Below are 24,324 nucleotides of genomic sequence, written 5' to 3' on the forward strand. Positions count from 1 at the left end.
CGGGCATTTCTTGGGAGTGTGGAGGGATGGGGGGGCGGAGGTGTGGAGGGATGGAGGGGCGGAATGGTGGAGGGGTGGAAGATGTGGCAACTGCGGACGGGCTAGTTCCTTTTGGTAGCGGGACCGCACCAGGAGGATGGCGACGACATCATTTTGACAAGGCTGCCAGATATCTTCTTAAGCTCCGATTCGAGAAGGTCAAATTCCGCTGGAGTAATGTAGCCACATGCCATTGCGAAATCAATCCACGAACGAGATTCGTGGCATTCCGCGTCAGCATCTGAAAGTTTGGCGACGAAGTGAGCCTCATAGCGTCGTTTGCCCCACGCTTCAGCGATGTTCGCCGCGATCGAACGCGTGGCACGCCTGCTCTGAGAAGTGAGACTCCGTTCCTCGCTCTTGGGCCAATCTCTGGATAGCTCAAAGACGCGCATCGCAACTGCGAACGCATCCTGATAGCACCTAAGTTCCTTGAAGTCCTTGACTAGTGGCATGTTGCTCCAACTACAGGTTCGTCTGGAACGCGGATCCTCCTGTTCATCGCATCCGTGCAACAATATCGATCGGGTTCACCTTCCATACTTCCACCCCTCCACACCTCCACCCATCTCCCACAAGCGTCCATAATGCACCGATGCCCGCAACGTCACCGCCCGACGTGACTGTTCTCGTTCCTGCGTTGAACGAGGAGGCCACGATTGGCGAGGTCGTCGAGCGGCTCCTCGCAATGCCGATCTCAAAGCAGATCATCGTGATCGACGACGGCAGCGACGACAAGACGCCCGTGATCCTCGACAAATACGGCACTCAGATCACCGTCCTCAGAAACGAGCAACGCACCGGCAAGGGCGCAGCGATCCGCAAAGCTCTTCCCTTCGCGACCGGTAAGGCCGTAATCATCCAAGATGCCGACCTGGAGTATGCCCCGGAGCAGATTCCTGCTCTGGTGAGGCCGATCGTCGAAGGCAAGGAGAAGGCGATCTACGGCACCAGATTCCTGCACGGCTTCCCGGCCGGAATGGCATTTGCCAACAAACTGGTGAACCTGCTGCTGGCCTGGTCGGTACGGTTCCTTTACTTCCGGAAAATCACCGACGAAGCCACCTGCTATAAGGCGTTCGACCGCGAATTGCTGCTCCGCATGAACCTGGAGTGCGTGAGGTTCGAATTTTGCCCGGAGGTCACCGCCAAGGCCTTTCGGCTCGGGCAGCGGATCGTGGAAGTGCCGATCAAGTACGAGCCGCGATCAAAGACGGCAGGCAAGAAAATCCGTTGGACCGACGCCCCCGAAGCGTTCTGGACGTTGCTGAAGTGGCGGTTTGGGAAGTTCTGATGCAAGACGCCATTCGCCAAACGATCGAGGAACAAGAGCGCCGGGCGCTCTCGCCTTTTGCGCAGTTATCCTCAGAATCGGCAGGACGGGAGCGAGAAGAGCCACAAGACCCCATCCGCACCTGCTACATGCGCGACCGCGATCGCATCCTGCATTCCAAGTCCTTCCGCCGCCTGAAGCACAAGACGCAGGTATTCATCGACCCCCAGGGCGACCATTACCGAACGCGACTGACGCACACGCTCGAAGTCGCCCAAATCGCGCGGACCATCTCTCGTGCGCTTCGGCTCAATGAGGACCTCACCGAGGCGATCGCGCTTGGCCACGACGTCGGGCACACCCCTTTCGGCCACGCCGGCGAGTCGGCGCTTGATGAGGTGCTGGGAGCGATGAGCGCAGGGACAGAGGGACAATGGGGCCAAGGGACATCCGGACCACCCCAGGCCACTCCGTCCCTCCGTCCCTCCGTCCCTTCGTCCCTTTCTCCGACCGTCCCTTCCTCCTTTCGCCATTACGAACAGTCCCTTCGCGTTCTCGACGTCCTTGAGAATCTCAATTTGAGCCAGGAGGTGCGCCAGGGCGTCGGCGGGCACAGCAAGGGGCGAAAGGACCTAACGGATGCCGATGGGGAGCCCACCAGCACGCTCGAGGCCGCGGTCGTGCGCATCAGCGACCGCATCGCCTACATGAACCACGACCTCGACGACGCCGTGCGCTCGGGGATCATCTCGGAAATCCCGGCGCGGTTCCAGGCGCTGGGGCCGACGCAAGGCAAGCGAATCGGCGCGATGGTCGAGGACGTGGTGACGAACAGCCTCGAGCGTCCTGCCGTGGTGCTGTCGCCAGCCATGCTCACGGCGATGAACGACCTCAAAGAGTGGCTGTTCCTGAACGTCTACGAGCAGTACCCCGTGGTGTATCCGGACATCGCCAAGGCCAAGCGAATGGTGAAGGACCTGTTCGCGCACTTCTTGGAGCCAGGAAACCTCCCCGAGGGCTATCAGGGCATCCAGGGGGCTGTCGACTATGTGGCCGGCATGACCGACCGTTTCGCCATCGATACCTACGTTGCGCTGAACATCCCCAGCGAGTTCCGAGTGCTGTGATGAGCGGCCCATCCACTCAGATCCACGCCAAATGCAACTTAGCGGTCGCGCTGAAGTCCTTCGGAATTGCCGGCCCTTTGGCGCTCCTTTGCGCCTTTGCGCCATGGCGCGAAACAGCCAGGACCGGGGAAACTCTAGTGGCCGTGCCGATCCAGGAGCCCTACCCCGACAAGATAGCTCCACACCCCAAAGGCTACGTTTGCGTTCGCGCCGTGGCCCCACCAAGGCTAGACGGCTCGCTGAGCGACCTCCAGTGGTCGCGCGCCGCCTGGACCGAGGACTTTCAGGACATCGAAGGCAACCTCAAGCCCAAACCTCGGTTCCGCACCCGGGCCAAGATGCTCTGGGACGCCCACTACCTCTACATCGGCGCGGAAATGGAGGAGCTGGACGTCTGGGCCACACTGACCGAGCATGACTCGGTGATCTTCCAGGACAACGATTTCGAAGTGTTCATCGACCCCAACGGCGACAACCACCTCTATGGCGAGATCGAGGTCAACGCCTTTGGAACGGAGTGGGATCTGCTGCTCCCCAAACCCTACAAGGACGGCGGCCCCGCGATCAACGGTTGGGAGATTCCTGGGCTGAAGGTGGCGGTGCACGTGGATGGCAGGATCAATGAGCCGGGGGACAGGTCCGAGGTCGCAGGTCTGAGGTCCGAAGGAGGGATACCGGGACAAAGGGACGAGGGGTGGTCGGTCGAGATCGCAATACCCTGGAAGGCGCTTGGCGAGATCGCCGGCTGCGATTGCCCTCCAAAGCCCGGCGACCAGTGGCGGATCAACTTCTCACGAGTGGAGTGGCACGTCGACATCGTCGAGGGCAAGTACAAAAAGCGTCCCAACCTACCAGAGGACAATTGGGTTTGGTCTCCCCAGGGCGTGATCGACATGCACCGCCCCGAGCATTGGGGCTACCTGCAGTTCTCCGAAAGGGAACCCGGCGCCGAGCCGTTCCGACCCGATCCCGATTGGGCGGCGCGCGATCTCCTGCACAAGGTCTATTACGCTCAGCGACGCTACCGTGAAGCGCACGGCAGGTTCACCGATGATTTGAAGCAACTGCTGACAGCACAATTGGCCGAGAGGGCCAAGGGGTTGAGAGCGCAGGTGACGGACACCGGTTTCGAAGCATCCCTGCCCTCAGCCGATGGCAAGCGCCGGCTGAGGATCAGGGAAGATTCGCGCATTTGGACGGATTAACTGCAGCACTCGGACTGTCGGTTGAGTGGCCGACCGCTGAACGGAAGGCCACCACCTGCCGTCACTGCGCTACACTCTTCCCCGATGAGAACCTTCGAAGAAAACCTTGCCCTCTACGCCAAACTCACGGTTTCTGAGGGGCTGGCACTTGACCGAGGTCAGGAGTTGCTGGTCTTCGCCGAGCCCGTGGCTACTCCGCTGGTTCACCTCATCGCCGCCGAAGCGTACAGGGCGGGCGCCAAGAACGTCGAGGTTCTGTGGGCCGACTCGGAGCTTTCGCTTATCCGCTATCGCGAAGGAAGCGACGAAGCGATTGGTTACGCCCCAAGCTGGCTGATAGACGCCATCGCCACGGCCCATCGGCAGAACGCCGCACGCCTAGGGATCCTTAGCCAAGACCCTGCCCTGCTGGCATCGGTTCCGCCGGAGAAGGTGGCGACACAAGGCAAGGCCCAGGGAGCGGCGCGGCGGGTCATCAGCGAAATCGTCACGGGTGACGAAATCAACTGGAGCCTGATTGGAGCGGCTTCCCCCGCGTGGGCCGCGCGGGTCTTCCCCGGGTTGGCTCCAGATCAGGCTGTCGCCAAGCTTTGGGATGCGATCTTCCTGACGTCACGGGTCCTGGAAGAAGACCCCATCGGCGCTTGGCGATCTCATAGCGAGCAGCTTGAGACGCGCGTGGCGATGCTCAACGATTTGCGCCTCGACGCGCTCCATTTCACCGGCCCAGGGACCGACTTGCGCATCGGGCTCGTCGAGGGCCATGAATGGGCTGGCGGGCGCGGCCGCGCCCGCAATGGCGTGCTGTGCTCCGCCAATATCCCGACAGAAGAGGTGTTCTGCATGCCGCACCGCGAACGGGTGGACGGCGTGGTGTCGAGCACGATGCCGCTCAGCCTGCGCGGCCAGATGGTGGACGGAATTCAGGTGGAGTTCTCTGGGGGCGCGGCCGTAAAGATGACGGCGGCCAAGGGCCAGGAGACCTTCGCGAAGCTCTTGGAGACCGACGAAAGCGCCAACCGACTGGGCGAAGTCGCCCTCGTGCCCAGTTCCTGCAAGGTCGCGCAGGCGGGAGTGTTGTTCTTGAACACCCTCTACGACGAAAACGCGGCCTCGCACATCGCATTCGGCGCTTCGTACGCCAATAACCTGAAGGGCCATGCCGGAATGTCGCCAGAGGAACGGCTCAGGAGAGGAGCGAACGACAGCATCGTGCACGTGGACTGGATGATCGGCTCGAACCAGGTAGATGTGGACGGCATCCTGAAGGATGGCTCAACGGTGCCGCTGATGCGTGCCGGGGAGTGGGTATGAGGGACCGATAACCAATTGGTGGCCGATTGTCAGTGGTAACCTTTCCCCTTCTGTGAAACAGGGCCAAGATCAATCCTTAAGCAATGAGCAGCTGCGACAGGTGCGGCGTCTGCACTTTGAGCCCGAAGTTGAAGCGGCCTTTGTAGAGCAGCATACAGCCGCCACTATCGGACGCGTGCGTGTTGTGTTCACGGTCTTGGCTCTGTTTGGGCTGGCTGGACTTCTGGGTCGAGACCCGAACAGCGACCGGGCCGTCGCAGCCGTAGACTACGCCTTCACCCTTGTTTTCTTTGTGCTGCTGGGCCTGGCCTTTCTCCACCGCTTTAGGCACCTGGCCACGCCCTCCCTCGCCGTTGCCGCTGTCCTGAGCCAAATCGCCATAGGCCTCACGGCGAAGTCTGCGCTTCCGGCAGCAGGCATCATTTTCAACCTCCTCTACCTGATCATTGTCATCGCGACGCTCCAGGCGCGCTTCAAGACCGCGCTACTATTCGGCACTGCGATGGTTGCAGCCAGAGCCTGGACGTTCTCGTATCGTGGCATGTGGGCTGACGAAACGGTGCTGTTCTTTTCGCTGATGGTGGTTGAGGCCATCTTCTTGTGCCTGGCCTCCTACCTCAACGAAGTTCGCGACCGGAAGAGCTTCCTTTTCGAACGCTCGCTTCGGGCCGAAAAGGAAAGGACGAAGGCGCTGGTGCAGAACGTCTTGCCACCCACTATCGCCGATCAACTCAGTCGCGACCCGGGAACGATCGCCAGACAGCATGAATCCGCGACCGTTCTCTTTGCCGATCTGGTGGGCTTCACTCCCTTTGCTGAAAAGCACTCACCCAACGAAGTCGTGGGCATGCTCAACGACGTGTTCTCCCGCTTTGATGCCCTCGTGAAAGAGTCGCCGGCGGTGAAGATCAAGACCGTCGGGGACTGCTACATGGTAGCCGGCGGCATTCCCGACCCAGACCCAAACCATGTCGCCAACGTTGCAAACCTGGCGTTGGAGCTTCGCGGAGCGGCCAACGCGGCGGGCATCTCCATCCGGATGGGCATCCACATGGGGCCACTCATTTCTGGTGTCCTCGGCACGGAGCGCCTGATGTACGACATCTGGGGACCCACGGTGAACTTCGCCTCCAGGCTGGAATCCAGCGCTGAGGCGGGCCAAATCCTGGTCTCGCGCGCCGTGCGAGAGGCTTTGGCGGAGACCCATGACCTGGAACCGCAGGGTGAACTGGACCTCAAAGGGCTAGGCCTGAAAGAGGTCTTCCTACTTCAGCGTCGGAAGATCGCTCCGATGGAACTGGTGTGAGCTCCGATGCTACAATGCCGAAAATGGGCAGACCTGGACTGGAGGAGTCCGAGTTCTTCTGGATGGTTGCGCTTGGGCTTGGGGCTGTGATCCTCATTCTTCGCCAACTGAAGCGAAAGTGAGAGGCGGGCCGGCGAAACAGCCCAGCCCTAAGGGCCAAAGGGCCCGAACCGCACGACCCTGAAACTGTCAGTGTCCCGAGAGCCGTATTCGAGTTCATGATACGAAATCGCTCCCTCGTGGCCATCTCGTTGGCCGTTCTTGCCGCCCTGGCCCGTGCCGACCTCACCGCGTCCGACAAGACCGAAGTGGTCAACCGGCTTGGGAAAGAGATGATCGAGCGCTATGTGGTCAAAGCCAAGGGCCAAGCGGTCGCCGACATGCTCAATGAGAATCTGAAGAAGGGAGCGTACGATTCGATCACCGACGGCGCGGCATTCGCAAAGGCCTTGGGCGATCACATCAACGCCATTTGCGGCGATGCGCACCTCCGCGTGCGGTACAGCCCAAGCGTCTTGCCCCAGCGCAAGGAGGTCTCACAGCCTTCCGCCGAGGAAATCGCCGCTCAGAAACGCCAGACCAAACTGACAAATGCGGGTTTTGAAGAAGTCAAGCGCCTGGGCGGCAACCTCGGCTACATCCGGTTCTTCGGGTTCTTCAGTCCCGAAGACGCGGCCCGCCCAATCCAGGCAGCGATGGACTTTGTAAAGGACACAGACGCCCTGATTTTTGACATCCGCGACAACGGCGGCGGCGACCCGAGGACCGTCAACCTGCTCTGCAGCTACCTTTTCGACAAGCCCACACACATCAACGACATCTTGTTCAGGCGCGGTGAAAAGACCACCACAGAGAAGTTTGTCACCCGCGCCGTGAAAGGCGCGAAGTACCTCAACAAGCCGATCTACGTGCTCGTGAGCAAGCGAACCGGCTCCGGCGCCGAGGAGTTCGCCTATGACCTTCAGAACCAGAAACGGGCCGTGATTCTGGGCGAAAACACTTGGGGCGGCGCCAATCCTGGCGGCACCGTTCGGCTCAACGACCACTTTTCAGCGTTCATCCCGGTGGGCATGGCCCGCAACCCGATCACGGGTACGAACTGGGAAGGTACCGGGGTGACGCCGGACGTCAAGATCAGCCCAAAGGACGCGCTGAAGGAAGCCCAGATTCTGGCGATCAAGAAGCTGCTGGAGACCGCGACGGGCCAAGAAGAGACGCGCTTGAGGTCCGTTCTGGAAGAACTGAAATCAGGTGCGTTGGGCGGCTCCTAGTTCATGCCCACGAAGCCGGTAAGTCCCGTGCCTGTCGTTCTAGATCACGTAGAATGTGAACGTGGAACAACGCCACGCGCTCGATCCGCTTGAACCCGTGAGCCCTGAAGAAGTCCGGGCGCTCATCGAGCGCTTTGGCGAACGGCAGGCAAACCGGTCGAACCAGCCCACCGTCGCCGACGTGGCGGAAACCCTGCAGGTCGAGCCCGCGACGGTTGCGGCGATGCTTCAGGAGCTGAGGGAGTCGAGGAGCCAGGCAGAAATCAAGGAGCGTCTGGACCGGCTGGAGCGCGAGAATGCTGAGCTGCGTGCTCGCTCTGAGTCACCCTTTATCATGGGAGTTACGCATCATGGGACGCCCCAACGCATGCAGGTCGCGGTGATGGCGGGGCTCTTTTCCGTCCTGCTGCTAACCCTGATTTCCCGCAAACTCGGCGCGGGGCAGTCTTCCATGCCGTGGCTTGTTTTTGGAGTTCTCGTTGGCCTGGCCGGCTTGATGGCGTACAAGAGCTACCTGCTGCGCCGAAGGTAGACTGCGCCCCTCAGCCCGCAGCCGACATGGCGACCCAATACAAGAGTAAGAAACCGATTGATGCGAGCAGCATGGAGTATGCCCAAAGGTGACTGAGCCACTTCCATCGCTCGGCTGGCGCCAGTGTGACACCCAGGAAGACGGTGGCCATGCCGCCGACAGCGACATAGACCACGACGAAGCTCCAAAACGACACCCTCGAAGCTTAACACGGCCGTTCGGGTTGCTCTTGCGTTCTATCTGCGGCAGGCCACTGCGTGGCCACCCGACGCTTAGAAGTGCGGGAACGGAGACACAGGTAACGAATCTAACATGCTCAAGGCCAAGCTATTGCTGATCACGAACCTCTCTTAGCTTTGCATATCGACCGATCAGATCCTGACCAGATGGACCCTCAGTGTAGATAACTGACTTAATCATGTGATTACTAACCACAATCCACACATTCTCAGAATACGGGAATCCCGGTAATCGAAACTTGGCTAAGATACAAGGCGTCCCGAAGGGGTCCCTTGCTTCAAACTTCTTAACTGGTGGGCCAAGGAGTTCTTCTGCTTGGAAGTCCGGCATTCCGACTGACAATTCACGCATGAGGGTCACTTTCCGATTCTCAATCCCAACCCAAACACCCAAGAAGATGATGCCAACTACAAGTGCTGCCGCAGGGAGCGCACGCAACATGCCGATCCAAGAAACTTTCATCAGGGCTCGTTGGGTAGGTTATACGTCTTGCTGGCGCAGCATGAGAGACAAGATGGCTGCATAAGCTTATCTGAATCCTCACCTGCGCAATATAGTCCGTACTCCTCCGCGGCTTTATCGAGGGGATCGGATTCAAACGGATACCGGATCCCGTGAAGACACCCAACGCCCCAGCAACGTTCTGTCATGCATACTGCCCAGCAATGTGCGATCTTGTCGGAGAACTGGTGCAAATCTTCTGCGTAGCTGAGGATACTGAAACAGCCTCCACCTGAAGGTTTCGGCTCGATTCCTAGCGGGCCGCATTTCTTCCTGGTGCCACACCACAAATTGGCATTGTCGCATGCCTTCTTTGGCTGAAACGCCATGTTGCCCTGATACCAGTCATACGCACACTTGAAGCATTCTTCCTTTGTCTTCTTCTTCTTACACTCCCTAAGTCCCGCACCAAATCTCGGCTTACCATGGCCCTTGGGCTGAAGCCCGTTTGGATCCGTATACGTTGTAGGATTATCCAGCGCATACCCATAGGGATGCTCCCCACCTAATCTTTCAGCAAGCCTAGCTTCGGTCAGGAACCGCCCCAGCCCTGCCATGTACGGCCTCCTGCCGGGGATACTTGCTGGGAATGGCCCGCCGGGGTTAGGCATCTGGGGGCCGCCTGGCGGCTGGGGCTGACCCGATTGGCCCGGCCAACTGGGAAACGTCGGTATGGCATAGGCCGCTTTCATGCGCTCTTGGTTTTCTTTGTTCAACTGCATCACTCGCTCCCTATCTCCGCCATTTCGGATACTGGCCCTCTTGTTCATGTTGTCAAGCTCCTTCATTTGATTACGGTGCCAAACGTTATATGGCGTGGAGATCGACCAGGGGCCGAGAACCGCGCCGTCGGATAGCTCGAACGAGACGCTTGCCCCGCTGATTGGATTGCACGCAAGCGTCCAAGTGCTTTCATCCGTAATATCGTTCAAAGCCATCACCCGCCCGATCTGGCACTTCACCCTGGGGATGGCGCCCGGTATCCAATCCGGCCACTTATCGAAGTTGGGTTCCTCATCTGGAGGAACGACCAAGTCTTTCTCGAAGTCGAGCGGATCTCCCGAGAACTCGAAGGCGAGCCTCAAGCATCGATCTATAGCTTCTCCGATCGCTTTCTTGCTCTCAATCCCATGTTCGAACACAGCCTCTGCCATTCCGAAAGCAAGTCTGTGGATTTCGGGCTCATGTCGCTCTAGCTTCGAAACGGCATCGTCGAAACGCATGAGTCCGGGCCGGTTTCCTCGCTCCCGCTCGACAATCTGCTCTGCGAACTGCAAGGCACCGAAGACAGCCTCGCGCTTTGTTGGCGGTGAAAACCCGGAATCGAGAAGCTTCGCGATGTTGTTCATGGCAATCGCATCGTCGCCATCGATGGGATCCATGTCGAAGCCCTTGCGCCGAAGCAGCTCATTGACCTTGAGATCGAGCACGTACGATTGGATGAAGTTGAGCTGGTTCAGCCTTGCCGGGTCGGAGACATCAGCTAATGTCCGCTCATCCTCGCATTGGTCCACATACTGCACCCAGGCGTGGCCGACCTCGTGTGCGAGGATCGTCTCGTGAAGGGTTGCGGCGTCGAGGAAGATCAGGAGGGCCTCGGCATCTGAGGTGTGAAGCGCGTTGTGGCGTGGAACCGCGTCTTTCCGAAATCCGGGCATCGTGTCGACCGGGATGAAGACCTTGGTCGTGCATCGGTCCACTTTGCCGATGAAGTCCATCAACCGTGCAGACAGATTCAGCGGCTCTATCACAGGGTAGAGGTCATCTGGCAGGCCTTTCTCTCCGATGCGCCAACGCTGGGCCGTATTTACGTTCGGCAGGTAAAGGTGCTCTTTGACCTGGAATCGAATTCCATGTTGGTTCTCCAGAACTTGACCGACCGTTGGCAGGCCGATTCTCGCTGCAGCCAGATTATTCCGTTCGGCGCGGCAGGCCCCTTCGATCGCGAGTTCGGGATCGTCCGCTCGTTGGTAGTCGCGAGAGAACATCTGGGTGTGCCAGGGTACTGCCTGGACTATTCCCGACTTGCTGTCGCCTCGCTCAAACGGCGTCAGGGACATACAAGTATTCTACAGCGAATTTGCCTGGAAAGAGACCACAGGTTTCGGCAACCATCGGCCGGCCACCCTCCGGGTGGGGTTACCTCCCTGATTTGGGCATCGGGTGGCTCCAACCTTTGGGCTGGTGTTTGTGGAGTCACCCCTTGCGTGTGGTCTGCGCAGGAGCAGTTAGATGGCGGGGGGCATAGCTCCAATCACACGACCATGAATGGTGGAGCCACCCGAAGTCTACGGGCAAGCAAGGGTGACCCACCCAACGACGCGGCCTCAAAAGCATGGAGGCGCCCGAAGCCTCTCCATTCCTGGTCCGCCACGCGAGATTTGGTTCGCCGGGGATTTCGCAGTTTAGGAACCCTTGCTCAATTCCGCTCTGAGCCAAAATGTATCACACCCTATGAATGATGTGATCGCGGCCGCCAAGAGACGGGCAAGCCAGGCCATGGAGCACTTCTTGAAGGTGCTCAGCTTCGTGCCTGAAGACATGCTTGACTGGAAACCCGTGCCGACCGCCAAGAGCGCTTTCGAGATTGCGGCCCATTGCGCGGGCTATAGCGCCGGTTTCGTCGGCGTGATCGCGACGGGCGAGTTTCCTGAACAGGTCGAGGACTTCCTGGGTCCGATCCAAGCCGCCATTGCGAGCATAACCACCAGAGAGCAGGCCGAGGCTGCGCTGCGCGAGGGCACCGCGAAGACCCTGGCCGCGCTCGATACCGTCAAACCGGAGTGGATTGACTCGACCATCGACACCCTAATCGGCCCTACCCCTTTCCTCTTCTTCATGACGATTCCGGCGAACCACCTTGTGAACCACACCGGCCAGCTCGACTACCTGCAGACCTGCTGGGACGATCAACTGGTGCATTTCTAGGAATTCTACGATTTTGCTGTATTCTGGATGTTAGGTCGCAGCCTTATGGGGTCATCATCGTGGAAGAAGGGAGGCAAAAGAAGTCGACTATGGAAGGCACCGATGAAGCTGAACTCCGAGAGTTTGTCCGGCTTCAGGTTGATGTAGGGCTTTTCTCCAAGTTCGAAATTGTGGAGATCGCCATGACGGTCTTTAAAGATGACTTCGAGGCAGACGCCATGCATCCCGTCCTCATAAACCAGACTGACGAGTTGTGGGCGGCGCGTCTGGAAGAACAACGGAGTTGGCCGCCAATTACCGATTGTGACAAGCTAGACGCGGCGTTCCAAGAACTTGATAACTCGGGCATTGTTGCTCGGCAGGACTTTACCGATTGCCAAACGTGCGGAAACAGCGAAATCTGGAACGAGATGTCCAAGGCGCGGGAAGCAGGGCACCGGGTTCGCGGATATACGTTCTACCATCAGCAAGACTCGGAATCGGCTACCGAGGGGTACGGCGTGTTTCTTTCGTATGGGTCGACCCGCAAAGGATCGTGGTTTCAGCGTGGGATTGCGGCCGAAGTTTGCAGAGTGCTTCGACGGCACGGGCTGAGCGTGACCTGGCCGTGGAGCGTCAGGACACGAATCCACTGCGAGTTGGATTGGAAACGGCGGCTTAGGGAAAACGGGATGCCTGTGACTCATACGACTACCACAAGCTGGGAAGCCCCATGGCACGGGTCATGAGCCGCCCAGTATGGGCTGAAGCAGTGGGCTATAGTGAATCGGATTTGAATACGGTCTTGATCAGCTCACCTTGTGAAGCGACGGAGAACAGAGCCATGCTTGCACCCAAGGACGATCCGGAAATCCCCTGCATCCTAGGAATGTGGTTTGACAACCGAGCCAGCGTCTACATCCATCCGGAGCAATGGAAGCTCGTCTCGATTCGAGGTGGTGTTCCACTAAGGGTTCGTTGCGAGGGCCAATCGATGACGTGTGTCGCGTACCACATGGGCGAGCACTACAAGGTTGCGACGATCGACAACGAGACGAGCCAGGCACTCGGCCTAAGTCCCGGCGACTACGATGCGACGGCGCGGATTGATTGGGAGCAGGCCATACCCGAAGTGCTAAGGGACTCCCTGCAAGAAAGCGAGAGAGCCCGAAAGAGATGGTGCTCCATGCCGGTCGCAGAGATACGCCGGATGCTGAGTTCAATCCGCGCTGCGCGGAAACCATCCACATCCCTTGAGCGCCAACTTGCCGCCATTCGCGAGATCAATCGTTAGCCCGAATGACTGAACCTGCACCCCTCTCGCCGGTGGCGCGGATGCTGCTTCAAAGGTCCACATTAGCGGCGAAAAGCGAAATCGAGAGCAGGCTCTCGCAGCAACCTGCCGGGACACCGCACCGTACTTCCGTTCGTGCTGACGCCGTTCGTGCTCTTTGTGATCCTGGTCGTGTGGGCGCTGGTCCAGAACGACTTGTATCCCAAGGAGGCGCTGATTCTCGGGAGCATCTGGCTGCTGCTCCTGCTCGGCGCTTTCCTGCTCCCAGGTATCGGCGTGTATTGCATCGTGCCGATGGTGCTCATCGACATCTGGCTGCTGGTCAAGCTCGTCGGTAACCCATCGGTAACGTGAGAGCCCCTTCACCCCCTAGAACTCTTTGCGCATGTAGTGGACACCTTCAAGGGGGTTCTCGTAATAGGCGTCCATCGCCTCGAAGCCAAGGGAGGCGTAAAGCGCTCTCGCGGCCTCCATACGTTCCAAAGTGTCCAGCACCATGGCGTTGTAGCCTGCGCGGCGACCGGCCTCCACCACGGCCTCAGCCAGCTTCCGCCCCAGGGATCGTCCCCTGAAAGCCGGCCGGACCCAGAGCCGCTTCATCTCGCAGACGCCGTCCCCAACCACCTGGGCGCCATGCTCCGTCGCGCCGAACGGAGCGTCGCAGGGACCGGACTTCCGGATGAGCGGGCGCATCGCCACCACGCCCGCGGCCCCACCGTCGCAGAGCGCCAACAGGATGCATCCGCAAGGAGGCGCATAGAGGCCGGGCAAAGTGGCAAGCTCCTCCTCGAAACCTTGAAAGCAAAGGTCGAAGCCCAGGCTCTCGGCATACTCGAGGAACAGCGTGCGGACCTCTTCGATCCAAGCAGGCGAAGAACCATCCACGATTTGCAGCATGCCCATCGTTCTACCCGCCTCACAGGGCCGTTCCAGAGCCTCTTTGGGACCGTGCCCAGTACAATCAATCGTTGCTCGACTTCGGCACGCTGCTAAAGATGCTCGTCTCGCTGTTCGCTGTGGTCAACCCGATCGGCACGGCGCCGTTGTTCTTGGGCATGACGGGCGACTTTCCCACCGAGCGCGGGCGTACAGCGCGCCTCGCAGCGCTCACCTGCACCATCGCGCTCCTGGTTTCGGCGGCGGCGGGCGAGCAGATTCTCAGCCTATTCGGGATCAGCGTCGCCAGCTTTCGGGTGATAGGCGGCATCCTCTTTCTCTTCATGGCGATGGACATGCTGAATGTGCGCCCAAGCCGCACGAAGGTCACGCCCGAAGAGGAGACCGAAGCCGCGGACCGTCGCCAGATCGCCTTTGTGCCGCTCGGCATCCCCATGCTGGCAGGTCCCGGCGCGATCAGCACGGTGCTGCTCTACATGAACGAGGGCCGGGACACGGGCCAGAAAGCGATGGTCTACATCGTGATCCTGTCGACGGGCCTGCTCGTTTGGATGGCCATGTCTTTGGCCGCGCCCCTTGGGAAGCTCTTGGGAACGACAGGAACCAACATCCTCACCCGTCTCATGGGGTTGATCGTCGGGGCCATCGGCGTGGAATACCTGGTCGGCGGACTGAAGCAGCTGCTGCCGGGGCTGGGGTAATCAGCCTGGCAGGTTGTGTTTCTCCCGGAACTCCACCCTCCTTTCGTTTGCCGTCTTGGCAATCGCCACCGAATGGCAGGTGGGCAGGACCGGAAGCGCGTAGAGGTTCACGCAAGACATGAAGGTCGCCGCCTCACAGGCTTGTGCGCCCGCCGACCTCCCTACCCGTATCAGTATCGGAACTGCCAGTCCAGGCGGACCGTCCAGTTGTCGCCCTTTTTGCCGTTGGTGACTGCCCAGTCGTAGTTGACGTTGCCAACGAACACGCTGAAGAGCTGGTTCGGGCCGGGCTTCTGGTCGAACTGCAGGTAGTAGCGGCTGGCGTTCTTGCGATTGCCCTGAGCGTCGTCCGCTTGCTCGATGCCATAGAACAACTTGAGGGGCGACGGGTTGTTCGCGAACAGGGTCACGTTCACGCCACCCGTTCGGGAGCGCGGCCGAGCCTTGTCCATGATCTCGTCCCACTGCCCGCCAAACCGCACGTCGCCCTTGCCCTTGAAATCGAGCTTCCAACGGTTCATCCGCGAAGCTTGGACCACGGATCCAAGGAGCTGATCGGGGCGGTCCACGGTTGGGTTCGTCAGCATCTGGTTCGAGAGCTCGACGTCCTTGAACGGCCTCAGCGTGACGCTGTAGTTGCGGATCATGATCTGCTCGTCCCAAGGCAGCGTGCGCAACTTGTATTGAAGGCTCGCAACAATCGAGCGCTTGGGATCCTGGTCCGTCACAAACGCGAACGAGCGGTCGATTGCGTGGTAACCGTTCGTGTGGATCTGGCTCTTGTAGCCATAGAGGAACGAGTTGGAACCCACCTTGCCCGTCAGCGAGAAGTCACGGTTTTGTTTCTGCCACTTGTTTCGGTCGGCCAAGGTATCCATGGCGGCGTTCAGCTTGAGGTCAGAGAAGAACCCAAGCTTGAATGGCTTGTTCGTCTGAAGCTGAACGTTGCCCTGCGAGCGGGTGTTCACGTCGTCGGTCTGCGTCTCGACGTAGCCGGACTGTCCGATCGAGACGTTGCCGATCGAGCCGGGAGTCAGGCTCATGTTGGTGACCTCGGTTCCCTTGCCGTTGGTCTCTTGTCGGTTCATGCCATACATGAGCTTCAGGCCGTTGCCGAAGTCGTACCAGAACCCATAGATGCTCTTACGCTGATCGTTGGTTTCACCCTTGCGGTCGATTTCGATGTTGCTGACGCTGATGCCCGTGCGCTTGGAGAGCTCGGTGCTCACCGTGTGCTCGCTGACGTTCTGCATGCCGCCGTCGTCGTAGTTGGTGCGGGTCTGCTCGGTCTTGTAGGAGGTCTTGGCGTTGAGCTTGGTCTCGTAAGTGAAGCGCTCGGTCTCCGAGTCCGGGTTGGCAGCGAGCGTGCCGTCGAACACGTTCGATTCCTTGAAGTACTTGATGGAGCCGAACTTGCCGAGGCTGCGCGAGATGGAAAGCTGATCAAGGGCGTTCGCAAACAGCAAACCCGTGAGGTCGTCGTTCTTCGCGCGGTAGCTCGTCATCCCGACGTCGGTACCCTTGGCCGGCGTGAAGTTGAGCCCCACTCGCTGCTGGTTGCGCGACTGGTCGAGGACGTCGTTGAAAGCGTCGAACGAAAGCGCTTCGAGCTTCAGGTTTGGCAGAAGCTGCCAAGACGCCTTGACGTCTCGCTCGTTGAAGCCGCGCAGGCTGCCGAGCAGGTCGCGCTCGGGGTCCACCAGTTGTCCAATCCCGGTGAAGCCGGAGTCCACATTGCGCTGGTTTGCCGTGACTTCCAGCTTGCCCGATTGCAGGCTCAGCGATTGACGCGAGGCGTCTCCGATGGGGCTTTCGGCGTCCATGGTCGAGAGCGCCAGCTTGCCGCCTTTTGGCAATTGGAAGGTGGCCGAGAGGTCCCGCTTGTCGAGGCCGACGATTGTGCCCAGGCGCGCCCGCTCAAAGTCCATGAGCGACGCCAGCGTGTCGAACTTGTCGGACATCGACTGGCCCCGGAACGCCAGGGCAAAGCCCTTCGCGCTCATGTTGACGGTCTGCACCTCGGCCGAGCCGGCGGCGCTCTCGATGCTCAGAAGGTCGAAGGAGGAGGTCAGCCCCTTGATCGGAGAGAGCGCGAGCCGCGTGAGGCTCCGCTCCACGCCCGAGCTCCCAAAGAACTTGCCGACTTCCTGGCCGCCGATGCCGAACCCACCCGGCTGATACATTCGGGCGATGGCATTGATGTGTTCCATCCGCTCGGCGTCCTGCATCGCGCCCCAGTTGGAGAAGTTCTTGCTGGCGCCACGGGCGCTGTAATCAAGCTTCCAAGTCTTCCCGCCGAGAGCAACGTCCTCGGCCTTGAACTCGCCTTTGTCGTTGCCTAGGGTGGATTGAGAAACCTTGATCGGTTCGCCGCCAAGCTTGAGCGCGTTAGAAGTCAGGTCGAAAGCCGACCGCTCGGTGCCGATCTCACGCGTCAGCCGGTTGCGCTCGGCGTCGGGGAGGCTGCCCACGCGGCTGAATGCCGAATCGACATCCTGCCAGCTCGCGTTGAGCTTAAGCATCGAGGAATCCAGCGCGAACTTGCGCTGCATGACCCCGTGATCGTTGGGGTCGAGCACCTTGCTCTCGTCGAGGGTCGCTTTGAAGCCCTTTCCGGCATAGCTCATGCCATACCAGTTGCGGGACATTCCCACCTCTTTGGCAAGCTGGCCGCGATCGCCTTCAGCGAGGTCGTTGAATCGCTTGAAGTTCTTGTCGACCGCCTGTGAGCCCCACGTGAACCCGAAACCGCCGAACCCAACGCCCATGTTGCGCCAGGTGATGCCCGCGCCCTCGTCGTTGACGGTCTTGAACGAATTGGACAGCTTGAGATCGCCGACCCCAACGTTCGTCATGTTCAGGCTGGTGCGAGTGAGCCCCTTTTCCTTTTGAAGCTGCTGAACCTGCGCCGCGGCGATTCCCGAATCCTGCGCGGCGCCAAAGCCGGCGAAGTTCTTGCTGATGTCCTGGTAGCTCGCGGTGATCTCACCGCCGTTAACCTTCGTGGAGAAGTTCTGCAGCGTGAAGTGCGACTTGCCGGTGTCCTGCTTCGGACCGGCCGCCGCGAATTCGTAGGCCGACTGGGCCTGCTGAAGCTGGCGGTCGCCGAAGAGGTACAGGCCCTGCAGATTGCCGCCCGCAAGCTTGAAGCTGTTGTTCCAGCCGAAGAGGTTCGAATTGAGAACCTGGGAGCCGACACGCTCCGCTACGCCTAAGCCGACCACCATCTTCAGCGCCGAGGGCACCAGTTCGAACTTGAACGATCCAGCGCCGCCAAAGGAGTTCGCCGATGCCGTCTCCTTCGACTTGTCGTATCGATAGGAAACCGTCAGCGCCTGGCCGGGCTTGACCGGAGTGGCCACGTAAAGGATGCCCGAGCCGTAATCGAGGCGGTAATCGACGTTGCGTGTCAGCACCCTGCCGTCGAGCTCGACGCGCTCAGAACCAGGAACCACGCCGCCAAAGCGCAAGGGGACGCCCGGCCGATCGCCGGAGAGCCGGATGTAGTCGATCGTGGGTGTGCCGCCGATGGTGGGCTTGTCGGCCTGGGGAAGCGTCTGTGTGGCGTCAAAGGGTGTTTGAGCCGTTGCCGCCAGCGGCAACGCCCCCAAAACTCCCATCGCCAATGCTTTCCAAGTCCGACGCATATTCGGCCTACTTGTATTGTAGATCGCCTAACCTGGGAAACGCATACCTGGAAGCCACAATTTGCCAAACAAACGCGTAAAGTATAGGCCTTCGGTCCTGGTTCGCGGGAACCTCGACCCTAAATTGCCTTCTTGTGGTTTGTCAGCGGATCGCGCCTCCATGCGCCTCCCTGGCCATCCGAGCCTTCTTCGAACGGCCCTCTTGATAGTCTTAACTACGAAAGTCAAGCAAAGTTTCGTTCCTTTTCAAGCAATTTTGACAGGATCGGGCAAGAACGGGTTTTCACGGGTCTTGAACATCTCCTCACTTTTGGCTTCTTGCTCCACATAGAGCTTCGGATCCAGCCCAATGACGCCATAGAAACAGACCGGCTGCGCAAGCCTAACGGCCCACGCGGCGTCGCCATAGCTGTAGTGCCACCATTCGTCGCGGCAGTTGGAGAATCCGGCGCCCAGCATCGCCTCCACCAGGATCGTCCGCCGCTCCTGCGCCTGGCGGTCGAGCCCAAGGGTGTAGGTTCTCGAAGCCGCAAAACGGTCAAAAGGCGCAGAGACGTCCAAAGTGTTCCCATTCAAGTCCAGCAGGTTCACGTCGACGGCGGCACCGGTGCAATGCCCCGGTGGCGCTTTGCGGTCGTAGGCGTGCACCACCCGGTTGACCGTCCGTCTCAGCGCTGCATCGGGACGGTCTGGATAGGCTTCGCGGGCGCATCGGAGCATGAACTCATAGATGCGCTTCTGGCGCTCGAACGGCCGCCAAGCATCGGTGACCCCGATCACATAGCCCTTGGGCAAGGATCGAGCTGCGCGCTCGAGCATCTCGGCGGCGGTCCGCCGGAGGTAGGGGATCACGGTGTCGCGGGCGATGATGGCGGTAGGCGCACCCTCAAGGAGCGAGACCAACGGCTCGCCGGATTCCTCCAAAGGAACTCGGTCGAGAGCGGCGAGGGGCTCACGCGCGCCCTTTGCCGGGTCCCAGCGGACCTTCAATGCAGGCCGCCTTTGGCGTTCCGAAACGGCACTTCGATCACGTCGCCGGGCTCCAAAATCGGATCGGCAGCCTGGCCCCGCCGAATCTTCTCCAATGAGTGGGTTGAGCGAACGGCCTTGCCGTCCACCCGCCGAACCAGAATCACCACGTCGGGCTTGGCCGCCGGTGAGATGCCTCCAGCGCCACGTAGGGCCACCGTAAGCGTCATCTGCTCGCCGAGCGCCACCGGGCCCGGGCGAATCACAGCGCCGCTGACCACCACGGTCGGCACCACCGTCTGCTTAGGCACCCGAACCACGTCGCCACGCTGAACCTTCGCGTCGTATGAAAGGCCAACGTTGACCGTGTCCACCACCACCTGCTTGCGCTCAAGCCGCACCATTTCAGGGTTGGCGTCGCGCAGCATCCCGCCTGCGGCGGCGATGGCATCACGAACGGTCATGCCCTCTTTGAACGGCACCGTTCCCGGGGAAGCGACGGAGCCCAATACGCTCACCAAATCCGGGATCACGGCGGGTTTGAAGATCACGCGGTCGCCCGGCTTGAGCCTCACGTCCCTCTCGGTTCCCTTGGTTTCAAGAGCGTAACCCACCGTTTGCGATTTGCCAAGAGAGTCGACGATTTGTATGGACTGCATGTCGGTGGCCTCGTGTGGCTTCGCCAGTGCCACCACATCGGAGAGCCGCCACTCTTTGCCGGCCGGCAGCGAACCCGATAGCGCCACCGACCCCGTGAACTCAATCGGGCGGCGCGGAGAGGCGCACCGGGTCACCCGAAGACTGCCGGCTAAGCGCATGCCGGAACCGTCGAGGAGTGTTCGTATCCGCGCCGCGGCGTCTTGAAGAGAGAGCCCAACCACAGAAACGGAACCGAGGATCGGCAAAACGACGTAGCCGTCCCGACTCACTTCGAATGTGCCCAGCAGGTCCACGCTCTCAGAACACTCAACGCGGACTACGTCTCGGTATTCGAGAGGACGCTCTTGGCATACCGCCAGCACGGCAAGCAGCAGGAAACCGAGAGTAGCAAAGAGCCGCATCCGCACGATGACGGGATTATGGATGAGAAGATGGTGCCGCAGGCCGGACTCGAACCGGCGACCCAAGGATTTTCAGTCCTTTGCTCTACCAACTGAGCTACCGCGGCGCTTGGTCTCTGTTTTCGGAACCTTGAAGGCTCCGCTGCACCCCAAATGAACGGGGATGGCGAGGATGACGGGATTTGAACCCGCGACCTCCGGCGTGACAGGCCGGCGCTCTAACCGCTGAGCTACACCCCCGCGCGGGCTTGAATTATGAACTCTCGCGGCCCAAAAAGCAAGGGAGGGTCGGCCACAACTTGATGCCTCCGCCTCTTCCGAGGTGGAGGCTTAGAACTTGAAGAGCCGCTGTCGAAGCCTCCACCTCGGAAGAGGCGGAGGCATCAAGCACAGAATGGCAAAGCTTCGTCTTGAGCCCGTGCCGGTATGATCGTGCGATGCCCTGCGTAGTTTTCGATATCGGCGGCGTGTTGGTCCGCATTCGCCAGACCTGGGGCGAATGCGCGGAGGCCGTCGGCGTCGATCTCCCGCAGGATGTCGCCAAGCTGAAAAACGGCGCGTTTGGGCTCCTCGACCCCTATCAGGAGGGGCTCGTCGAGACCTCCAACTACGTGACGGAACTCCAGGCATTTCTTGGTGGGGCATCTGCCGAAGACGCCATTGCCGTTCACAACGGAATGCTGGCGGAGGCTTACGCCGGTACGGCCCAACTGGCATCCGAGCTCAGCGCCGCTGGGGTCACTTGCGGGTGCTTATCCAACACCAACGAGCTTCATTGGCCGGTACTTCACGGTTCGGGGACCTACCCCGCGATCTCGGGCCTGGCGTTGCCCTTGGCCTCGCACCAGGTTCGGCTTGCCAAGCCGAACCCGGAGATCTATCGCCGGTTCGAGGCGATGCGCGGTCTCGCGCCAGTGGACCACTATTACTTCGAGGACCACCCCGATTACATCGCCGCGGCAGCGAGTTGCGGGTGGAACGCCTGCATCATCGACCCTAACGATGACACCGCAGCGCAAATGCGCTCGTATCTTGCCATGAGGGGTGTTCTTTAGCCTGCGTTGCGCGCGACCCCAGCCAAAATAGTAGACTTTGCTCCACATGGATTTGGCCGCCAATCTTGATGCGCATGAAAGGATGATCCGCTCGGTAGAGCAAGCGACGCGTAGGCTTGCCTCCAGCGGAAACATAGACGCGCTGCTTCAAGACGTGCTCGCCATTTGCGTGACCGCGGTGGGCGCTTCGGGCGGCACCATGTACATCCACGACGAGCGCAACCGCCGGCTGGTCTTCCGGCACGTCTTGCCCGAGGCGGTGCGCGAAAGGCTGCCATTCAAAGACATCCCGGACGACTTTGGCGTCGCGGGGAAGGTGTTTCAGAGCCGCAAAATTGAGATCACCGAGCTCACTCAGCAGCGGGCGGGCGAGACCGGCGAGATCGAGGCTGCGGTGGGCATCGTGACCAAATCCATGATCACCGCGCCGCTTAACATGGAAGGCGAGGAGCCGATCGGCGTGGTCCAGCTCGTGAACAAGGTCGAGGGCTGCTTCTCGGAGACCGATGCCGCCGTGCTCGACACCGTCGCGGCGGTCTCTACCATGGCGATTCTCAATTCGCGGCTGACCGACGAAGCCACCCGCGCCTCGACTCTGCTCGGAATGGGCAAGGTCAGCCACGACATCGGGAACCTCGCGGCCAGCCTCTACGCGAACATCTCGTTCTCAGAGCTGGCGATGGACGGGTTGAAAACGCAACTGAAGGATTCGAACGCTGAAGAGGGTTCCCAGCTCTACGTCGAATCCCTTCAGTCCATGCTCGAGGAGCTCAAAGAGTCGGTGGACCGGATCGTGGGTTACTCGCACCTGATCTCCGACCTCTCGGCGGGCAAAGAGCTCAGACCAAACTTCAAGTTCGCGCCGCTCGGGAACACAATCCAAACCAGCGCGGCTTATCTGGAAGCCGAGGGACACAAGAACGGGGTTGCGTTGCGCTACGACATCGAGAAGGATGGCCCGGCCACCTTGCACGACGACCTATTCGTGTTCCGAATGGTGCAGAACTTGGTCGGAAACGCCATCAAAGCGGTCCGTGAAACGGCGCCCGAGGATTGGCGAGAGACGGTGGACGGGGAGGAGGATGCGGTCCTTGGCGAGGTCGTGATCCGCTACCGATTTGCCGGAGGAAAGCACGTGATCGAGGTTCACGACACCGGTCCCGGCATGACGCGCGAGGTCATCGAGCGAATCCTGAGCGGCAATGCGCGCAGCGAGTGGGCCAAGGCGAGCGGATCGGGCTGGGGAATGCGCATCGTCAAAGAGCTTGCGGCGACCCACGACGCCCAGCTTGAGATCGAGAGCGAACCGGGAACGGGGTCCACCTTTAGGGTGGCGCTGCCGCACAGGCAGGGGTGAAGAACTACCGGCCCGTTACCTTGCCGTCCAACTTGGACTCCCTCTTGGTGACCCGCGAGAGAAGCAGGCTCCAACCCTTCGGCGTCTTGGCCCAAAGATCTTCGACGGTGGACCTCATCTCGAACTTGTGGACCTTTCCCTGAGGGTCTTTCACGTCGGCCTTGATGAAGCCGTCCACGATAGCTACCGAGTTCTTCCCTTGCGGCCGGACCTCCTTGACCTTGCGCTCCCAGACCGCGTTGCTCATCATTTTCATCTGCTGCTGGAAGTTCGCCGCAACGGCCCTGCGGTCGGCGGACTTTCCGTCGGGCAAGAAGACCTTGAAGTCAGCTGCCATGCATTTCATCGCGCCATTGACGTCGTTGGCCTTGAAAGCCTTTGAAATTGCTGTGTATTCCTTTTGCAGTTCGGCCTTGATATCTGCAATCGCCGCACAGCACACGGAAAGGGCGAGAAGAAGGGCGACGGCGCGGGCGTACCTCATGCCGTGAGGATAGCAGATCACCTGATCGAGTCGATCTCGACCCGCCTTCCACCGGACTTGGCGCTCTTGTAAATGGCGAGAATCACCTTGAGCGGCTCGATCGCCAGGTCGCCGGTGATATAGGGGTCCCGGTTCTCCTGGATCGCCCGTGTGAAGTCCTCGATCTGGAGCCTATGTTGCTCCGACCAGAGCGCCGATGGATCGGAGGCGCCGGTCGCCCCCTCGGCCTTCTCCTCGTGGACGTCGATCTTGGGGGTTGGCTGCTGGGTGACGCCGCCACCGTAGGGGCTGGTGTCTTTTGGCGCTTCGGGGTCCACCTTGAGGACCTTGAACCGGTCGCCTTCGATGATCGCCGAGCCGAATTGGCCGTGCACCTCAAGGCGCTCGCTGAACCCTGGATAGGTGCTGGTCGAGCCGTGGATGAGGCCGACCGCGCCGTTCTTGTACTCGACCAAGGCATAGGCGAGGTCCTCGACTTCGATGTCGTGGACCGCCGTTCGGGTCACCGCCTGGACCGACTGCACCCCGCCCATGATCCACTGGAGCATATCGATGTAGTGGACGCCCTGGTTCATCAGGCATCCGCCGCCATCCAGCTTCCAGGTGCCCCGCCAATCGCCTGAGTCGTAGTAGGCCTGGGTCCGATACCACTTGATGTAGGCGTCGCCCATGATCAGCTTGCCCAGCTTCCCGCCTTGGGCGGCCTCACGAAGCGCGCGGATGTCCTGGGCGAACCTGTGTTGGCTGATGACGCCGAGCTTGACCTTCGAGGCTTTGCAGGTGTCGATAAGAGCCTTCGCCTGCTTATAGGTGACGTCGATGGGCTTTTCGGTGAGCACGTGCTTTCCGGCCTGAGCCGCCTTGATGCCGATCTTGTGGTGGAGCCCGCTGGGCACGCAGACAGTGATGGCGTCGACCTTGGGCAATAGCCCGCTGAGGGTCGTGAAAGAGGGCACACCGTACTTCTTTCCGGCCGCTTTGGCCTTGTCCTTGATGATGTCGCAGACACCGACAAGCTCTGCTCCCTCGATGTTTGCGATGGCATCGCAGTGCATCCCGTGGATGACACCGCATCCGACGACGCCGAACTGTACTTTCTTCTTCATTGAACTATGTCCGTAGTGGTTTTGGAGGGAACGAGTGA

24 protein-coding genes and 2 tRNA genes are annotated in these 24,324 nt (G+C 60.3%); 14 read left to right on the top strand and 12 right to left on the bottom strand.

The window, feature by feature from the left end; translation table 11 throughout:
* Positions 1–101 precede the first annotated feature (101 nt).
* Positions 102–494, bottom strand: coding sequence for a four helix bundle protein (locus HZC36_01275; GenBank protein ID MBI5705601.1), 393 nt, complete (start codon positions 492–494; stop codon positions 102–104).
* A gap of 140 nt (positions 495–634) precedes the next feature.
* Here HZC36_01275 and HZC36_01280 point away from each other — a divergent pair, with 140 nt between their 5' ends.
* The 7 genes from HZC36_01280 (at position 635) to HZC36_01310 (ending at position 8,067) form a co-directional block, all read left to right on the top strand.
* Entirely contained in the window at positions 635–1,333 is a 699-nt protein-coding gene (locus HZC36_01280) for a glycosyltransferase family 2 protein (GenBank protein ID MBI5705602.1), read from the top strand.
* Positions 1,333–2,439 (top strand): HD domain-containing protein, encoded by a 1,107-nt coding sequence (locus HZC36_01285; protein MBI5705603.1) that lies wholly within the window; start codon positions 1,333–1,335, stop codon positions 2,437–2,439. The genes HZC36_01280 and HZC36_01285 overlap by 1 nt, the downstream gene beginning before the upstream one ends.
* Positions 2,439–3,644, top strand: a complete 1,206-nt coding sequence (locus tag HZC36_01290) for a carbohydrate-binding family 9-like protein (GenBank protein MBI5705604.1) — start codon at positions 2,439–2,441, stop codon at positions 3,642–3,644. The genes HZC36_01285 and HZC36_01290 overlap by 1 nt, the downstream gene beginning before the upstream one ends.
* 84 nt (positions 3,645–3,728) lie before the next feature.
* Positions 3,729–4,958, top strand: a complete 1,230-nt coding sequence (locus tag HZC36_01295; GenBank protein MBI5705605.1) for an aminopeptidase — start codon at positions 3,729–3,731, stop codon at positions 4,956–4,958.
* Positions 4,959–5,058: 100 nt separating this feature from the next.
* Positions 5,059–6,264 (top strand): adenylate/guanylate cyclase domain-containing protein, encoded by a 1,206-nt coding sequence (locus HZC36_01300; protein MBI5705606.1) that lies wholly within the window; start codon positions 5,059–5,061, stop codon positions 6,262–6,264.
* Positions 6,265–6,482: 218 nt separating this feature from the next.
* The gene (locus HZC36_01305; GenBank protein ID MBI5705607.1) at positions 6,483–7,535 is read left to right on the top strand and encodes a S41 family peptidase; all 1,053 of its coding nucleotides are present in this window, start codon (positions 6,483–6,485) and stop codon (positions 7,533–7,535) included.
* Positions 7,536–7,596: 61 nt separating this feature from the next.
* Positions 7,597–8,067: a hypothetical protein gene (locus HZC36_01310; GenBank protein ID MBI5705608.1), complete on the top strand. Its 471-nt coding sequence runs from the start codon at positions 7,597–7,599 to the stop codon at positions 8,065–8,067.
* 10 nt (positions 8,068–8,077) lie between these two features.
* On the opposite strand, the gene HZC36_01315 is transcribed toward HZC36_01310, so the two are convergent.
* The 3 genes from HZC36_01315 to HZC36_01325 all read right to left on the bottom strand — a co-directional run bounded on the left by HZC36_01315 (position 8,078) and on the right by HZC36_01325 (position 10,868).
* Positions 8,078–8,263 carry a hypothetical protein gene (locus HZC36_01315; protein MBI5705609.1) on the bottom strand — a complete coding sequence of 62 codons (186 nt, stop codon included), beginning with the start codon at positions 8,261–8,263 and terminating at the stop codon, positions 8,078–8,080.
* Between the two features lie 131 nt (positions 8,264–8,394).
* Positions 8,395–8,769: a hypothetical protein gene (locus HZC36_01320; protein MBI5705610.1), complete on the bottom strand. Its 375-nt coding sequence runs from the start codon at positions 8,767–8,769 to the stop codon at positions 8,395–8,397.
* Entirely contained in the window at positions 8,769–10,868 is a 2,100-nt protein-coding gene (locus HZC36_01325; protein MBI5705611.1) for a hypothetical protein, read from the bottom strand. Before HZC36_01325 ends, HZC36_01320 begins: the two co-directional genes overlap by 1 nt.
* A gap of 394 nt (positions 10,869–11,262) precedes the next feature.
* Between HZC36_01325 and HZC36_01330 the strand changes: the two genes are divergently transcribed.
* From HZC36_01330 to HZC36_01345, 4 genes are all read left to right on the top strand, one after another.
* A complete protein-coding gene (locus HZC36_01330) occupies positions 11,263–11,736 on the top strand; it encodes a DinB family protein (protein MBI5705612.1) in 474 nt (157 codons plus the stop codon).
* Positions 11,737–11,825: 89 nt separating this feature from the next.
* The gene (locus HZC36_01335) at positions 11,826–12,464 is read left to right on the top strand and encodes a hypothetical protein (GenBank protein MBI5705613.1); all 639 of its coding nucleotides are present in this window, start codon (positions 11,826–11,828) and stop codon (positions 12,462–12,464) included.
* A gap of 95 nt (positions 12,465–12,559) precedes the next feature.
* Positions 12,560–13,009: a hypothetical protein gene (locus HZC36_01340; GenBank protein ID MBI5705614.1), complete on the top strand. Its 450-nt coding sequence runs from the start codon at positions 12,560–12,562 to the stop codon at positions 13,007–13,009.
* Positions 13,010–13,144: 135 nt separating this feature from the next.
* Positions 13,145–13,363, top strand: a complete 219-nt coding sequence (locus HZC36_01345) for a hypothetical protein (protein MBI5705615.1) — start codon at positions 13,145–13,147, stop codon at positions 13,361–13,363.
* 15 nt (positions 13,364–13,378) lie between these two features.
* Here the strand turns inward: HZC36_01345 and HZC36_01350 are convergent, their stop codons facing one another.
* Positions 13,379–13,912 carry a GNAT family N-acetyltransferase gene (locus HZC36_01350; protein MBI5705616.1) on the bottom strand — a complete coding sequence of 178 codons (534 nt, stop codon included), beginning with the start codon at positions 13,910–13,912 and terminating at the stop codon, positions 13,379–13,381.
* Positions 13,913–13,977: 65 nt separating this feature from the next.
* On the opposite strand from HZC36_01350, the gene HZC36_01355 reads away from it, so the two are divergent.
* On the top strand, positions 13,978–14,607 hold the full coding sequence (locus HZC36_01355; protein ID MBI5705617.1) for an NAAT family transporter: 630 nt from the start codon (positions 13,978–13,980) through the stop codon (positions 14,605–14,607).
* Between the two features lie 170 nt (positions 14,608–14,777).
* On the opposite strand, the gene HZC36_01360 is transcribed toward HZC36_01355, so the two are convergent.
* The 5 genes from HZC36_01360 to HZC36_01380 all read right to left on the bottom strand — a co-directional run bounded on the left by HZC36_01360 (position 14,778) and on the right by HZC36_01380 (position 20,524).
* Positions 14,778–18,254 carry a hypothetical protein gene (locus HZC36_01360; GenBank protein MBI5705618.1) on the bottom strand — a complete coding sequence of 1,159 codons (3,477 nt, stop codon included), beginning with the start codon at positions 18,252–18,254 and terminating at the stop codon, positions 14,778–14,780.
* A 246-nt stretch (positions 18,255–18,500) separates the two neighbouring features.
* Positions 18,501–19,244, bottom strand: coding sequence for a hypothetical protein (locus tag HZC36_01365; GenBank protein MBI5705619.1), 744 nt, complete (start codon positions 19,242–19,244; stop codon positions 18,501–18,503).
* Positions 19,241–20,290, bottom strand: a complete 1,050-nt coding sequence (locus tag HZC36_01370; protein ID MBI5705620.1) for an SLBB domain-containing protein — start codon at positions 20,288–20,290, stop codon at positions 19,241–19,243. Before HZC36_01370 ends, HZC36_01365 begins: the two co-directional genes overlap by 4 nt.
* Positions 20,291–20,315: 25 nt before the next feature.
* A tRNA-Phe gene (locus tag HZC36_01375) sits at positions 20,316–20,391 on the bottom strand.
* Between the two features lie 57 nt (positions 20,392–20,448).
* Positions 20,449–20,524, bottom strand: a tRNA-Asp gene (locus HZC36_01380).
* A gap of 197 nt (positions 20,525–20,721) precedes the next feature.
* Between HZC36_01380 and HZC36_01385 the strand changes: the two genes are divergently transcribed.
* Both HZC36_01385 and HZC36_01390 read left to right on the top strand, forming a co-directional pair.
* Positions 20,722–21,339, top strand: coding sequence for a hypothetical protein (locus HZC36_01385; protein ID MBI5705621.1), 618 nt, complete (start codon positions 20,722–20,724; stop codon positions 21,337–21,339).
* 46 nt (positions 21,340–21,385) lie between these two features.
* A complete protein-coding gene (locus tag HZC36_01390; GenBank protein MBI5705622.1) occupies positions 21,386–22,696 on the top strand; it encodes a GAF domain-containing sensor histidine kinase in 1,311 nt (436 codons plus the stop codon).
* Between the two features lie 4 nt (positions 22,697–22,700).
* Here the strand turns inward: HZC36_01390 and HZC36_01395 are convergent, their stop codons facing one another.
* Both HZC36_01395 and HZC36_01400 read right to left on the bottom strand, forming a co-directional pair.
* Entirely contained in the window at positions 22,701–23,180 is a 480-nt protein-coding gene (locus HZC36_01395; GenBank protein MBI5705623.1) for a nuclear transport factor 2 family protein, read from the bottom strand.
* Positions 23,181–23,197: 17 nt separating this feature from the next.
* Positions 23,198–24,286, bottom strand: coding sequence for a Gfo/Idh/MocA family oxidoreductase (locus tag HZC36_01400; protein ID MBI5705624.1), 1,089 nt, complete (start codon positions 24,284–24,286; stop codon positions 23,198–23,200).
* Between the last annotated feature and the right edge of the window lie 38 nt (positions 24,287–24,324).

Source organism: Armatimonadota bacterium (assembly GCA_016223145.1).
Lineage (GTDB): Bacteria > Armatimonadota > Fimbriimonadia > Fimbriimonadales > Fimbriimonadaceae > Nitrosymbiomonas.